This is a genomic window from Hominiventricola sp. (assembly GCF_057604405.1).
This window is the reverse complement of the sequence record NZ_DBLYVB010000001.1, coordinates 342,476-355,816: the sequence shown is the minus strand read 5'-3', so window position 1 is coordinate 355,816 and position 13,341 is coordinate 342,476. Positions and strand designations below refer to the sequence as shown.

The window sequence follows — 13,341 nt, the reverse complement described above, 5'->3', positions numbered from 1 at the left end:
TAAAACGGCGTGGAGCTTCTTGAGAGTTCTGACTTGATTTTAGCAGGTCTCTGCAATCTCGAAGAGAAGACGCTCAGTCTTCTCCCAGCCAAGGCAGGGATCGGTGATGGATTTTCCATAAACATGATCATGGATCTTCTGGCTGCCATCTTCGATGTAGCTCTCGATCATCAGCCCTTTGACCAGTTTGTGGATGTCGTCGCTGTAACGGCGGCTGTGAAGTATTTCTTTTGCAATACGGATCTGCTCCAGATACTGCTTGTTGGAGTTGGAGTGGTTGGTATCAACCACGCATGCCGGATTCTTCAGGTTCTTCTCTGCGTACAGCTCACAGAGCAGGCGGAGATCTTCGTAGTGATAGTTCGGAAGTACCTGTCCGTGCTTGTTGACAGCACCGCGGAGTACGGTGTGAGCAAGGGGGTTGCCGGAGGTGTCGACATCCCATCCTCTGTAAATAAAGGAGTGAGCATGCTGAGCAGCAACAACAGAGTTGAGCATTACGGTCATATCACCGCTGGTCGGGTTCTTCATACCTGCCGGTACGTCAAAACCGCTGACGGTCATACGATGCTGCTGATCCTCTACGGAACGGGCACCGACTGCCACATAAGAAAGCAGATCTGCCAGATACCACCAGTTTTCCGGATAGAGCATCTCATCTGCTGCGGTAAGTCCGGTCTCCTCAATGTTGCGGATGTGAAGTTTACGGATGGCAATGAGACCTTCCAGAAGGTCCGGTGCTGCTTCCGGGTCCGGCTGATGAACCATTCCCTTGTATCCTTCACCGGTCGTTCTCGGCTTGTTGGTGTAGATACGCGGAATGATGATACATTTGTCTTTGATCTGCTCCTGAATCGGAACCAGGCGGTGCAGATAATCCATAACAGCCGTCTCGTTGTCAGCGGAACAAGGTCCGACGATAATCAGAAAACGGTCGTCTTTTCCGGTGATAACATCGGCGATTTCTTTATCTCTCTGTGCTTTTAACGCTGCACATTTCTCGGAAAGTGGGTACATAGCCTTGATTTCCTTCGGGATTGGCAGCTTTTTGTTAAATGTGAATCCCATAACAGTCTCCTTCGTGTGTTTGCTTACTGCGATACATTATAATATAGTTTTTTACGGTTGTAAATACATTACTTTGACGCTTTGACGTAAAAAAGTGAACGCCAAGACAGTTCACCCGCAGCCGGACGAGTCAAAGTGACAGGCTGTGAAGAGGAACCGCTCGCGCTAAGTCCTCGATCCAGCGGTACTAACACTCGAATGTCGCTGACCGCTCGTTCTCGTGAAGTACCGGGACTGCGGACGTTCCCTTCACAGGCTGTCACTTCTGCACGTCCTGTTATCGGCGCATTGTCAATGGACGCAGCAGCTTCCAGATACCAAAGAAAAATAAAAGGAGCAGGTATCCAAGACACATCAAAGCAATTTGTAGGAACAGGCCGAAGATACTGGCAGCGGGTTTTAGCATATGAATTCCTCCCATAGATAAGAGTATGGCGGCAGCAGGTTTCAATACATAGGCATCAAGACCGATGGAGGGCGTGACATAAGATGCAACGGAGCGGATGCCCAGAAAGGACAGGAGAAGTTCACCTGCCAGAATGCCCCACAGAACGCCCTGAATGCCGGTAAAGGGAACGAAAAGGACGATGCAGAAAATCCGTACCAGCAGGGCAGCCAGCTGATTAAAAAAAGTAACCGGGGTTTTTCCGAGTCCGTGAAGGATGCTGCTTAAGTTGCCGGACAGATAAAGGAACGGGCAGATCCATGCCAGGGTCTGTAAGAATTCTCCAGCCAGCGGCTGATGGAAGCATAGTGTTCCCAGCTCTTTTCCAAAGCGCAGAAAAATACCCATGCAGAGAATACCGATGCTCATGCCGAAGAGCAGAGTATATTCGATGGCCTGGGAGATTTTTTGCATATTCCCTTTTGCCTGCTCCTCAGATACTACCGGCAGTAACATAGCGGATAAAGAAGAGGTGACTGCGTTTGGAAAGAGCAGGAAAGACAGGGACATACCGGTGAGAATGCCATACAGACTTAGAGCTTCTGTGGAAGAGAGACCGGATTGCCGGAGCGACAGAGGAATCAGGACCGCTTCCACACTTTGAAGTAAAGTCAGACTGACACGGCTGGCGGTGACAGGAATAGACATGGTGAGCAGCGTCCGGCACCGGTGAAAACAGGCGGACAGGCTGGAGGGCAGCAAAGTCTTATTGGCAGCAAAGGTGAATATGAAAAGAACTGATGCGATTTCTCCGGTGAGCAGACCTGCAGCGGCGAGCATGGGAGTAATTTCCATACCTTCCTGCAGGAAAATGTGATAAAGAAGCCAGACAGAACCAATTCTGACAGCCTGTTCTGTAAGCTGCGAAAAGGCAGGAAGAGATGCATTTTTCCGGCCAAGGCAGAACCCGCAGAAACAGCCGTGAAAGCCGGCCAGGGGAATGGTGGCTGCCAGAATTTTTAAGAGGGGAGCACATCGTGTCTCATGGAGCAAAGTAAGGGCAATGAAATCAGACCTGGTCCAGAGGAAAAGACCGATAACCAGGGATGAGGTCAGTGTCAGAAAGAGCCCGGCCCAGAGATAATCCGATTGCTCATGACCGCGGGAGCGGGCCGTGAAACGGGAAATAGCCACTTCAAGACCGGAGGAAGTCAGGGAATGACAGACGGCAAATACGGGGAAAATAAGCTGATAGATGCCCATCCCTTCCGCACCCAGAGCCTGTGCCAGGAATATCTTATAAAAGAAGCCTAAAAATTTAATCAAAAGACCAGAGATGGTCAGGATCAGGGTACCCTGAAAGAAGGAGAAAGATCGCATAGATAGTACTTCCGATACAGTTTACAGGAAATAAGCTGGAAGGTGGAAATAACTCACTGTGAAAGGAACGTCCGCAGTCCCGGTACTTCCTGAGAATGAGCAGCAGGCGATATTCGAAGGTTAGTACCGTTGGATCGAGGACTTAGCGCGAGCGGTTCCGCTCACAGTCTGTTATTTCCACCTGTATGCATAACTGTGAACTGTAACGAGGTTCCTTTTTTCTAAAATATATGTAACTATTCAGAACCCCATTCGCAAAATCGCTGCTGCGCAGCTTTACTTTTGCTCATGTGGTTATTTCGCCATATAAAACTGCTTATCTGCCTGAATGCAAGCATTCGCAGAACGCAGTTTTGCATGGCTCTGAATAGTTACAAAATATATTCCGAATGAGTGCTTGACAGAACGTAACTGGAATGATATTATCAACAATGAAATCCGACAAAAATACTCGGAATTAGAACGGGGTGATGATTATGAAGCTGTCTACAAAAGGACGCTACGGTCTTCGCGCCATGATAGATCTGGCATTGTATTCGGAAAAAGAACCGGCATCAATAGCAAGTATTGCAGCCAGACAACACATATCGGAGAGCTATCTGGAGCAGCTCATTGCGAAGCTTCGGAAGGCAGGCCTGGTTACCAGCGTGCGCGGTGCGTGCGGCGGTTATGTACCGGGACGTCCGGTGGAAGAGATTTCCGTGGGAGATGTGCTCCGTGCACTGGAAGGGAATCTTGACCCGGTGGAATGCCCTGGCATCCAGAACAGCAGCGGATGTGACGGTTCTGATGTGTGTGTGACAAAATATGTATGGCAGCGGATTAACGATAGTATCAATCGGACAGTGGATGAGATAAAACTGAGCGAACTGCTGGAAGAGAGCAGGGCGGTACAGAAGAAAAGTCAGATTCCAGGATCATGTTGTGAAAAAAAGGAGTGATTGGATATGAGCGAAGAGAAGAAGCTTATTTATCTTGATAATGCGGCAACAACCAAAACAGCGCCGGAAGTAGTGGAGGCAATGCTTCCTTATTTTACAGAAATGTATGGTAACCCCTCCAGCGTTTACAGCTTTTCCCAGAAGAGCAAAGAAGCCATTACAGCAGGCAGAGAGAAGATTGCAAAGACTCTGGGAGCAAATCCGGAGGAGATCTATTTTACCGCTGGCGGCAGCGAGTCTGATAACTGGGCGCTGAAAGCAACTGCTGAGGCATACAAAGAGAAAGGAAACCACATCATTACCACGAAGATTGAGCATCATGCCATTCTTCATACCGGCGAGTGGCTGGAGAAACATGGTTTTGAAGTGACCTATGTGGATGTGGATGAATTTGGTAAAGTAAAACTGGATGAGCTTGAGAAGGCAATCCGCCCGACCACCATTCTGATCAGCGTAATGTTTGCAAACAACGAGATCGGAACCATCCAGCCGATCAAAGAGATTGGTGAGATTGCGAAGAAACACGGCATTCTGTTCCATACAGATGCAGTGCAGGCATATGGACAGCTTCCTATTAATGTAGACGAACTGAACATTGATATGTTAAGCTCCAGCGGACACAAACTGAACGGACCGAAGGGAATTGGTTTCCTGTATATCCGTAAAGGCGTGAAGATCAGAAGCTTTATTCACGGCGGAGCGCAGGAGAGAAAGAGACGTGCAGGTACTGAGAATGTGCCGGGTATCGTAGGATATGGCGTGGCAGCAGAGCGGGCGGCAAGAACCATGAAAGAGCGTACTGCAAAAGAGATCGAACTGAGAAATCATCTGATCGACCGTGTGCTGGCAGAGGTTCCCTACACCAGACTGAACGGACACAGAACTGACCGTCTGCCGAACAATGCAAACTTCAGCTTCCAGTTCGTAGAGGGTGAGTCCCTTCTGATCATGCTGGATATGGATGGTATCTGTGGTTCCAGTGGCTCTGCCTGTACATCAGGATCTTTGGATCCGTCCCATGTTCTTCTGGCCATCGGACTGCCCCATGAGATCGCCCATGGCTCTCTGCGTCTGACCTTAAGTGAGGAGACTACCCTGGAAGACATTGACTATGTAGTAGAGTGCATCAAGAAGATCGTGGCAAGACTGAGAAGTATGTCTCCGCTTTATGAGGACTTCATGAAAAAACAGAAATAAGATCGACAGTCTAGTCGGCGGAGTATTTTAGAAAAGAGGAAAAAGATATGTATAGTGATAAAGTAATGGATCATTTCCAGCATCCGAGAAACGTAGGAGAGATCGAGAATGCCAGCGGAGTTGGTACCGTAGGAAATGCAAAATGCGGCGATATCATGAGAATTTATTTTGATATCGATGAGAACCAGATCATCCGTGATGTGAAATTCAAAACCTTCGGCTGCGGCGCTGCAGTTGCAACCAGCAGCATGGCAACAGAGCTGGTAAAAGGAAAGAGCATCTATGAAGCTCTGGAAGTTACCAATAAAGCAGTTATGGAAGCACTGGACGGACTTCCGCCTGTAAAAGTACACTGCTCCCTGCTGGCAGAGGAGGCAATCCATGCAGCACTGTGGGATTATGCAGAGAAGAACCACATCAAGATTGACGGACTGAAGAAACCGAAGTCTGACATTCATGAGGGAGAAGAAGAGGAAGAATACTAAAATGGAGAAAAAGAAGGTCGTTGTCGGAATGTCCGGCGGCGTAGATTCTTCCGTGGCGGCCTGGCTTCTTCAGAAGCAGGGTTATGAAGTATGGGGCGTTACCATGCAGATCTGGCAGGATGAAGATCCGGATCAGGTGGAGGCAAATGGTGGATGCTGTGGCCTCTCTGCGGTAGACGATGCCAGAAGAGTAGCGTCCAGACTGGAGATTCCCTACTATGTGATGAACTTCAAGCAGGATTTCAAGGAGCGGGTCATCGACTATTTTATGGACGAGTACTTAAAAGGCCGTACACCCAATCCCTGTATCGCCTGTAACCGCTATGTAAAATGGGAATCTCTGCTGAAGCGCAGTCTTGATATCGGAGCAGACTATATTGCAACCGGTCATTATGCACAGATTGAACACCTGCCCAATGGCCGGTATGCCATTAAGAATTCTGCCACAGCAGCAAAGGATCAGACCTATGCTCTTTACAATCTGACCCAGGAGCAGCTGTCCCATACATTGATGCCGGTAGGAGCTTATACAAAGGATCAGATCCGTGCCTTTGCAGAAGAGGCGGGGCTTCCGGTGGCTCATAAGCCGGACAGCCAGGAGATCTGTTTTGTGCGGGACGGGGACTATGCTCATTTTATTGAAGAAAATTCCGGCAGAAAGATTCCGGAAGGTAACTTTGTGTGGGAAGATGGCAGAGTCATCGGAAAGCATAAAGGAATCACTCATTACACCATCGGCCAGCGGAAAGGACTTGGACTGGCCATGGGCCGGCCGGTAGTGGTAACGGAGATTCGCCCGGAGACGGGAGAAGTGGTGATCGGAGAGGCAGATGCGGTATTCAGCACTATACTTCGCGCTAATCGTTTGAACTGGATGAGCATTCCGGAACTTGACGGAGAAAGGCGTTTTCTTGCCAAGATCCGTTATAATCACAGTGGTGCCATGTGTACCGCGCGGATGGTGGGAGAAGACGAAGTGGAATGTGTCTTCGACGAGCCGGTTCGTGCAGTGACACCGGGACAGGCAGTGGTATTCTATGATGGAGAGTACGTAGCCGGAGGCGGCACCATTATCAAATAGTAATGAAAAATCCTCTGAGGAAGAGATTCTTCAGAGGATTTTTTTGCGTGCTTTACATAGGAATTATAACGGCAATTCCGTGGGAATCCGGTTTTTGAAGATAAAGTAGGATGAAAATCCGCAGGAACGGATCAGTTCTGCTGCTCTGTCGAACTCATAGGCCAGATAGTTAGGTTCGTGGGCATCGGAGCCAAGGGTGATGATTTTGCCGCCCAGTTCTTTGTAACGGCGGATAATTTCCGGGCAGGGATTTGTTGTTCCCAGCCCATATTTAAAACCGCCGGTATTGACTTCCAGACCGATATCTTTCTTTACCAGATATTTCAGAATCGCATCCAGAATTTCCTGATACTGTGCATAATGGTAATCCCGGTTCTGATTAGGACCGTAGCGTACAACGTAATCCAGATGGCCCAACGTATCGAAGTTACAGTAAGCTTCCAGATTCTGCAGGCAGCATTCAAAATATTCCATATAACCTTCCTTTTCTTCCCGGCCTTCAAAATAAGAAGGATAGTAAGGATCCTTTCCATTCACCAGATGGATGGATCCAATGACAAAGTCAAAGGGGTAGGAAAAGATCAAGTTGTGGTGACGTTTGTTTAAATAAGGCTGCAGTCCCAGCTCAATCCCAATGTTCAGATCAATTCTGTCCTGATAACGGGAACGCAGGGCGGTAAGCTGCTGGAAATACAGTTTGGGGTCAAATTCAAAACACAGACCGTCCTCCACATAGTCGTAATCCATATGATCCGTCAGGCACAGATGCGCCATATGGAGATCAAGAGCATGCTCAATTACGGACTCAGGAGAAGCGCTGGAGTCACCGGAAAAAGAAGTATGTACATGACAGTCAGATAAAATATTCAAAGGAAATTTCCTCCTGTGTAAATCATTCTTTCCCAATGATAGAGGATTATGATCATAAAGTAAAGAAAGAAAATAGAGAATCTTTTCAATTAGGTATTGATATTTTTGGACAAAGCAGTTAAAATAAGTAACGGTTGATGATCTTTTAACAATCATAGTAAGAGTTAAAGGATCAGAAATTTATCATTTTCAACTTTTAGGAGGAATTAATCATGGCAGTAAAAGTAGCTATCAATGGATTCGGACGTATTGGCCGTCTGGCATTCAGACAGATGTTTGGCGCAGAAGGATATGAGGTTGTAGCAATCAACGACCTTACTTCCCCGAAAATGCTTGCTCATCTTCTGAAATACGATTCTTCTCAGGGTAAATACGCTCTGGCTGATACCGTATCTGCAACCGAAGATTCCATCATCGTTGACGGAAAAGAGATCAAAATTTATGCAAAAGCTAACGCAGCTGAGCTTCCGTGGGGAGAGATCGGCGTAGATGTAGTTCTGGAGTGTACCGGATTCTACACCTCTAAAGAGAAAGCTTCTGCTCATATCGCTGCAGGCGCTAAGAAAGTTGTTATCTCTGCTCCGGCTGGAAACGATCTGCCGACTATCGTATACAATGTAAACCATGAGACCCTGACCAAAGAGGATACTGTTATTTCCGCAGCTTCCTGTACCACCAACTGCCTGGCACCGATGGCAAAAGCTCTGAACGATCTGGCTCCGATCGAGTCCGGTATTATGTGCACCATCCATGCTTACACTGGTGATCAGATGATCCTTGACGGACCGCAGAGAAAAGGCGATCTGAGAAGAAGCCGTGCAGGCGCAATCAACATCGTTCCGAACAGCACTGGTGCTGCAAAAGCAATCGGTCTTGTTATTCCGGAACTGAACGGCAAACTGATCGGTGCTGCTCAGCGTGTACCGACCCCGACCGGATCTACCACTCTTCTGTTCGCAGTTGTAGACAAAGCTGTAACCAAAGAAGAGATCAACGCAGCTATGAAAGCAGCAGCTACTGAGTCCTTCGGATACAACGAGGATGAGATCGTATCCAGCGATATCGTTGGTATGAGATTTGGTTCTCTGTTCGATGCTACCCAGACTATGGTTTCCCCGCTTCCGGATGGAAAGACCCAGGTAGAGGTTGTTTCTTGGTATGATAACGAGAACTCCTATGTTTCTCAGATGGTTCGTACTATCAAATATTTCGCTGAGTTAGCATAAGCCTAGCAAAACGATTTTAAGACCTCAAAAGGTCCGGTCTTCAGGACCGGACCTTTTTTTAATCCAGAAAGAAATGGAGGCATTTTCAAATGTCATTAAATAAGAAATCTATCGATGATATCAACGCAAAGGGCAAACGTGTCCTGGTTAGATGCGATTTCAACGTTCCGCTGAAAGATGGCGTGATCACAGATGAGACCCGTATCGTAGCAGCACTTCCGACCATCAAAAAGCTCATCGCTGACGGAGGAAAAGTAATTCTCTGCTCCCATCTTGGAAAAGTAAAGAATGGCCCGAACGAGGGAGAGTCCCTTGCACCGGTTGCAAAACGTCTTTCCGAGAAACTTGGCAAAGAGGTTGTATTTGTATCCGATTATCATGTAACCGGAGAGGCAGCTACCAAAGCTGTTGAGAACATGAAAGACGGAGATGTAGTTCTTCTTCAGAATACCCGTTTCCGTGGTGCAGAAGAGACCAAGAACGGTGAGGAGTTCAGCAAAGAGCTGGCTGACCTGGCTGACATCTATGTATGTGACGCATTCGGATCTTCCCACAGAGCACATGCTTCTGTTGCAGGCGTAACCAAATTCATCACCGCAAAAGGCGGACAGAATGTAGTTGGATACCTGATGGAGAAAGAGATTAACTTCCTTGGCAACGCTGTAGAGAACCCGGTTCGTCCTTTCGTTGCTATCCTTGGCGGTGCAAAAGTTGCTGATAAGCTGAACGTAATCTCCAACCTTCTGGAGAAATGCGATACCCTGATCATCGGCGGCGGAATGGCTTATACCTTCCTGAAAGCACAGGGCGCAGAAGTTGGTACTTCTCTGGTAGATGATACCAAACTGGATTATTGCAAAGAGATGATCGAGAAAGCTGAGAAGCTTGGAAAGAAACTGCTTCTTCCGGTAGATACTACCATTGCAGCAGCATTCCCGAACCCGATCGACGCTGAGATCGCTGTTGAGGTTGTTGACAGCAAGGCAATCCCGGCTGACAAGATGGGTCTGGATATCGGACCGAAGACTGCTGAGCTTTATGCAGAGGCAGTAAAATCTGCTAAGACCGTTGTTTGGAACGGACCGATGGGTGTATTTGAGAACCCGATCCTTGCAAAAGGAACCATCGCAGTTGCAAAAGCACTGGCAGAGACCGATGCTACTACCATTATCGGTGGTGGAGATTCCGCGGCAGCAGTCAACACTCTTGGATTTGGCGATAAGATGAGCCATATTTCCACCGGTGGCGGAGCTTCCCTTGAGTTCCTGGAGGGCAAAGAGCTTCCGGGCGTTATGGCAGCAGACGATAAATAGAATTAGCATTGATATATATTTTTTAGGAGGAACATAACAATGGCAAGAAAGAAAATTATTGCTGGAAACTGGAAAATGAACATGACTCCCAGCGAGGCAGTAGAACTGGTAAACACTTTAAAGCCGCTGGTAGCTACTGAGGACGCTGACGTAGTATTCTGCGTACCGGCTATCGATATCATCCCGGTTATGGAAGCTGCAAAAGGTTCCAACATCCAGGTTGGTGCAGAGAACATGTACTTCGAGGAGAAAGGTGCTTACACCGGAGAGATTTCCCCGAACATGCTGACTGATGTAGGTGTAAAATATGTTATCCTTGGACACTCTGAGAGAAGAGAGTACTTCGCAGAGACCAGCGAGACTGTTAATAAGAAAATGCTGAAAGCATTTGAGCACGGCCTGACCCCGATCATGTGCTGTGGCGAGACTCTGACTCAGAGAGAGCAGGGCGTTACCATGGACTTCATCCGTCAGCAGGTTAAGGTTGGTTTCCTTGGTGTAACTGCAGAGCAGGCTAAGACCGCAGTGATCGCTTACGAGCCGATCTGGGCTATCGGAACCGGAAAGACCGCTACTACTGAGCAGGCTCAGGAAGTATGCAAGGGCATCCGTGAGTGCATCGCAGAGATCTATGATGAGGCAACTGCAGAAGCTATCCGTATCCAGTACGGCGGATCTGTAAACGCTGCAACTGCTCCGGAACTGTTCGTACAGCCGGATATCGATGGCGGCCTGGTAGGCGGCGCTGCTCTGAAACCGGACTTTGGAAAAATTGTAAACTGGAAATAATTCATTGCAGAAATGAAGTGAGAGGGAGAGAAGGCGTTTGTCTTCTCTCTCTTTGCATAAAGAAGAGGAATGAAGATGGAGAATTATTTTGTACTGTCAAATGGCGTGAAAATGCCGAAAATTGGATTTGGTACGTATAAGAGCACTGACGGAAGTGATGAACGGGTGATCGGTCAGGCATTGGAGACTGGATATCGTCTTCTGGATACAGCAGCTGCTTATAAAAATGAAGAACAAGTAGGAAAAGCCATGGCCCGGAGTGGCATTTCCCGAAAAGAGATCTTCCTTACCTCGAAAGTATGGAAGACCAATCTGGGTTATGAGAATACGAAAAAAAGCTTTCAGGAGTCTCTGGAAAGGCTGCAGACAGATTATTTGGATCTGTTTCTGCTGCACTGGCCAAAACCGGATCCGGAATCTGCAGACTGGAAAGAACTGGACCGGGAGAGCTGGAGAGCCCTGGAAGAATTATATAAAGAAGGAAAAGTACGGGCCATTGGTGTCAGCAATTTTCTTCCCCATCATCTGGTAAATATTCAAAAGACAGCAGAGATTCAGCCGATGGTAGATCAGCTGGAATTACATGTGGGTTATTTGCAGGAAGCCGCAGTTGCTTATTGCAAAGAGCATCAGATTCTGGTACAGGCCTGGAGCCCCTTGGGCAGAAGAAGAATTATGGAACAGGAGCAGGTACAGAAGATGGCTGAGAAATATCAGGTATCAGCGGCTCAATTTTTGTTAAGGTTTCTCTTGCAGCTGGGAATTGGTGTGATTCCCAAGGCATCAGTGCCGGAGCGAATGGGACAGAATCTGGAATTGCCGGAATTTACCATTGAAGAGGAAGATCTCTGGTTTCTGCGGGGACTGCCCCAGATGGGATGGTCAGGAGAACATCCGGATCTGCCAAGGGTTCCGGCACAGCAGTGAAAAAAGTCTGAAATCGTGTTGTGATTGCTTGCATGTTGCGCGGACTTCATGTACAATGACATATGGCTGGTTACAGGCTTGTCCTGAAGACAGGCCTCTAAAGATAGATGATAAAGGAGATAAAAGAATGAGTAAAAAACCAACAGTGTTGATGATTCTGGACGGTTATGGACTGAATGACAGAAAAGATGGAAATGCCATTGCGGAGGCAGCTACCCCGGTAATGGATCAGCTGATGAAAGAATATCCGTTTGTAAAAGGAAATGCCAGTGGACTGGCAGTAGGTCTTCCGGACGGACAGATGGGTAACTCCGAGGTAGGACATATGAATATGGGCGCTGGCCGCATTGTATATCAGGAACTGACCAGAATTACCAAAGAGATTCAGGATGGTGATTTCTTCAAGAATGAAGCACTTCTGACTGCTATGGAGAATGCGAAGAAGAATAATTCTTCCCTTCATCTTTATGGATTGCTTTCCGATGGCGGCGTGCATAGTCATATTACGCATCTGTATGCGCTTCTCGAAATGGCAAAACGTGAAGGGCTGGAGAAAGTTTTCGTTCACTGCTTCCTGGATGGCCGTGATACTCCGCCTGCATCCGGAAAAGATTTTGTAAAACAGTTAAGTGATAAGATGAAAGAGATCGGCGTTGGTAAGATTGCTACCGTTATGGGCCGCTATTATGCAATGGACCGTGATAATCGCTGGGATCGTGTAGAGCTGGCTTACAAGGCACTGACCAAAGGAGAAGGCGTTCCGGCAGAGTGCCCGGTATGCGCAGTGGCAAATTCCTATAAAGAAGAAGTTCATGACGAATTTGTAAAACCGAGTGTTGTAATGGAAGACGGCAAGCCGGTAGCAACCATTCAGGATAAAGATTCCGTGATTTTCTTCAACTTCCGTCCGGACCGTGCAAGAGAGATCACCAGAGCCTTCTGTGCAGATGAGTTTGACGGATTCGCAAGAGAGAAGAAGCTGGATCTGACCTATGTATGTTTCACTCAGTATGATGCAACTATCCCGAATACCATCATTGCATTTAAGAAAGTTGAGCTTCACAATACCTTCGGCGAATATCTGGCTGCCCATGGTAAGACCCAGGCCCGTATTGCCGAGACAGAGAAATATGCACATGTTACCTTCTTCTTTAATGGTGGTGTAGAGCAGCCAAACAAGGGAGAGGACCGTATCCTTGTAAAATCTCCGAAGGTTGCAACCTACGATCTGCAGCCGGAGATGAGCGCTTACGAAGTATGCGATCGTCTGTGCGAAGCAATCCGTTCCGACAAATACGACGTGATTATTATTAACTTTGCAAACCCGGATATGGTAGGTCATACCGGAGTAGAGGCAGCAGCAGTGAAGGCAATCGAAGTAGTTGATGAGTGCGTAGGAAAAGCAGTTGCAGCACTGAAAGAAGTGGATGGACAGATGTTCATTTGCGCAGACCACGGAAATGCAGAGCAGCTGGTAGATTATGAGACTGGTGAGCCCTATACCGCACATACCACCAACCCGGTTCCGTTCATTCTGGTAAATGCAGACCCGGCATACAAGCTGCGTGAGGGCGGATGCCTGGCAGACATTATCCCGACTCTTCTGGAGCTGATGGGAATGGAACAGCCTGCAGAGATGACAGGAAAATCTCTGCTTGTAAGATAAGGTAGGAGTTTTT

At 47.7% G+C, this 13,341-nt stretch carries 12 protein-coding genes; 9 read left to right on the top strand and 3 right to left on the bottom strand.

The window, feature by feature from the left end; translation table 11 throughout:
* Positions 1–39: 39 nt before the first annotated feature.
* Both ACZMB2_RS01705 and ACZMB2_RS01700 read right to left on the bottom strand, forming a co-directional pair.
* Positions 40–1,068, bottom strand: a complete 1,029-nt coding sequence (locus ACZMB2_RS01705; RefSeq protein WP_487595219.1) for a 3-deoxy-7-phosphoheptulonate synthase — start codon at positions 1,066–1,068, stop codon at positions 40–42.
* Positions 1,069–1,345: 277 nt separating this feature from the next.
* On the bottom strand, positions 1,346–2,833 hold the full coding sequence (locus ACZMB2_RS01700; RefSeq protein WP_487595218.1) for an oligosaccharide flippase family protein: 1,488 nt from the start codon (positions 2,831–2,833) through the stop codon (positions 1,346–1,348).
* A 476-nt stretch (positions 2,834–3,309) separates the two neighbouring features.
* On the opposite strand from ACZMB2_RS01700, the gene ACZMB2_RS01695 reads away from it, so the two are divergent.
* From ACZMB2_RS01695 to mnmA, 4 genes are read left to right on the top strand one after another with little or no spacing between them, the layout of a single operon-like run.
* Positions 3,310–3,774, top strand: coding sequence for an RrF2 family transcriptional regulator (locus tag ACZMB2_RS01695; RefSeq protein WP_118769347.1), 465 nt, complete (start codon positions 3,310–3,312; stop codon positions 3,772–3,774).
* A 6-nt stretch (positions 3,775–3,780) separates the two neighbouring features.
* Positions 3,781–4,971: a cysteine desulfurase NifS gene (nifS, locus tag ACZMB2_RS01690; protein WP_487595217.1), complete on the top strand. Its 1,191-nt coding sequence runs from the start codon at positions 3,781–3,783 to the stop codon at positions 4,969–4,971.
* Positions 4,972–5,018: 47 nt separating this feature from the next.
* A complete protein-coding gene (nifU, locus tag ACZMB2_RS01685) occupies positions 5,019–5,456 on the top strand; it encodes a Fe-S cluster assembly scaffold protein NifU (protein WP_118769349.1) in 438 nt (145 codons plus the stop codon).
* Between the two features lies 1 nt (position 5,457).
* A complete protein-coding gene (gene mnmA / locus ACZMB2_RS01680) occupies positions 5,458–6,537 on the top strand; it encodes a tRNA 2-thiouridine(34) synthase MnmA (RefSeq protein WP_487595216.1) in 1,080 nt (359 codons plus the stop codon).
* 63 nt (positions 6,538–6,600) lie between these two features.
* On the opposite strand, the gene ACZMB2_RS01675 is transcribed toward mnmA, so the two are convergent.
* Positions 6,601–7,407 (bottom strand): histidinol-phosphatase HisJ family protein, encoded by an 807-nt coding sequence (locus ACZMB2_RS01675; protein ID WP_487595215.1) that lies wholly within the window; start codon positions 7,405–7,407, stop codon positions 6,601–6,603.
* Positions 7,408–7,619: 212 nt separating this feature from the next.
* On the opposite strand from ACZMB2_RS01675, the gene gap reads away from it, so the two are divergent.
* From gap to gpmI, 5 genes are all read left to right on the top strand, one after another.
* Positions 7,620–8,633: a type I glyceraldehyde-3-phosphate dehydrogenase gene (gene gap, locus ACZMB2_RS01670; RefSeq protein ID WP_487595214.1), complete on the top strand. Its 1,014-nt coding sequence runs from the start codon at positions 7,620–7,622 to the stop codon at positions 8,631–8,633.
* Between the two features lie 89 nt (positions 8,634–8,722).
* The gene (locus tag ACZMB2_RS01665; RefSeq protein WP_487595213.1) at positions 8,723–9,946 is read left to right on the top strand and encodes a phosphoglycerate kinase; all 1,224 of its coding nucleotides are present in this window, start codon (positions 8,723–8,725) and stop codon (positions 9,944–9,946) included.
* 39 nt (positions 9,947–9,985) lie between these two features.
* Entirely contained in the window at positions 9,986–10,735 is a 750-nt protein-coding gene (gene tpiA, locus ACZMB2_RS01660; protein WP_117497228.1) for a triose-phosphate isomerase, read from the top strand.
* A 75-nt stretch (positions 10,736–10,810) separates the two neighbouring features.
* The gene (locus tag ACZMB2_RS01655; RefSeq protein ID WP_487595212.1) at positions 10,811–11,662 is read left to right on the top strand and encodes an aldo/keto reductase; all 852 of its coding nucleotides are present in this window, start codon (positions 10,811–10,813) and stop codon (positions 11,660–11,662) included.
* A gap of 127 nt (positions 11,663–11,789) precedes the next feature.
* Positions 11,790–13,328: a 2,3-bisphosphoglycerate-independent phosphoglycerate mutase gene (gene gpmI, locus ACZMB2_RS01650; protein ID WP_487595211.1), complete on the top strand. Its 1,539-nt coding sequence runs from the start codon at positions 11,790–11,792 to the stop codon at positions 13,326–13,328.
* The last annotated feature ends 13 nt before the right edge of the window (positions 13,329–13,341 follow it).

Bases quoted from the DNA above. Each gene is read 5' to 3' on its own strand.
- gap (WP_487595214.1), top strand. From the start codon at position 7,620: ATGGCAGTAAAAGTAGCTATCAATGGATTCGGACGTATTGGCCGTCTG.
- mnmA (WP_487595216.1), top strand. From the start codon at position 5,458: ATGGAGAAAAAGAAGGTCGTTGTCGGAATGTCCGGCGGCGTAGATTCT.
- ACZMB2_RS01665 (WP_487595213.1), top strand. From the start codon at position 8,723: ATGTCATTAAATAAGAAATCTATCGATGATATCAACGCAAAGGGCAAA.
- nifS (WP_487595217.1), top strand. From the start codon at position 3,781: ATGAGCGAAGAGAAGAAGCTTATTTATCTTGATAATGCGGCAACAACC.
- nifU (WP_118769349.1), top strand. From the start codon at position 5,019: ATGTATAGTGATAAAGTAATGGATCATTTCCAGCATCCGAGAAACGTA.
- gpmI (WP_487595211.1), top strand. From the start codon at position 11,790: ATGAGTAAAAAACCAACAGTGTTGATGATTCTGGACGGTTATGGACTG.
- ACZMB2_RS01695 (WP_118769347.1), top strand. From the start codon at position 3,310: ATGAAGCTGTCTACAAAAGGACGCTACGGTCTTCGCGCCATGATAGAT.
- ACZMB2_RS01700 (WP_487595218.1), bottom strand. From the start codon at position 2,833: ATGCGATCTTTCTCCTTCTTTCAGGGTACCCTGATCCTGACCATCTCT.
- ACZMB2_RS01655 (WP_487595212.1), top strand. From the start codon at position 10,811: ATGGAGAATTATTTTGTACTGTCAAATGGCGTGAAAATGCCGAAAATT.
- tpiA (WP_117497228.1), top strand. From the start codon at position 9,986: ATGGCAAGAAAGAAAATTATTGCTGGAAACTGGAAAATGAACATGACT.
- ACZMB2_RS01705 (WP_487595219.1), bottom strand. From the start codon at position 1,068: ATGGGATTCACATTTAACAAAAAGCTGCCAATCCCGAAGGAAATCAAG.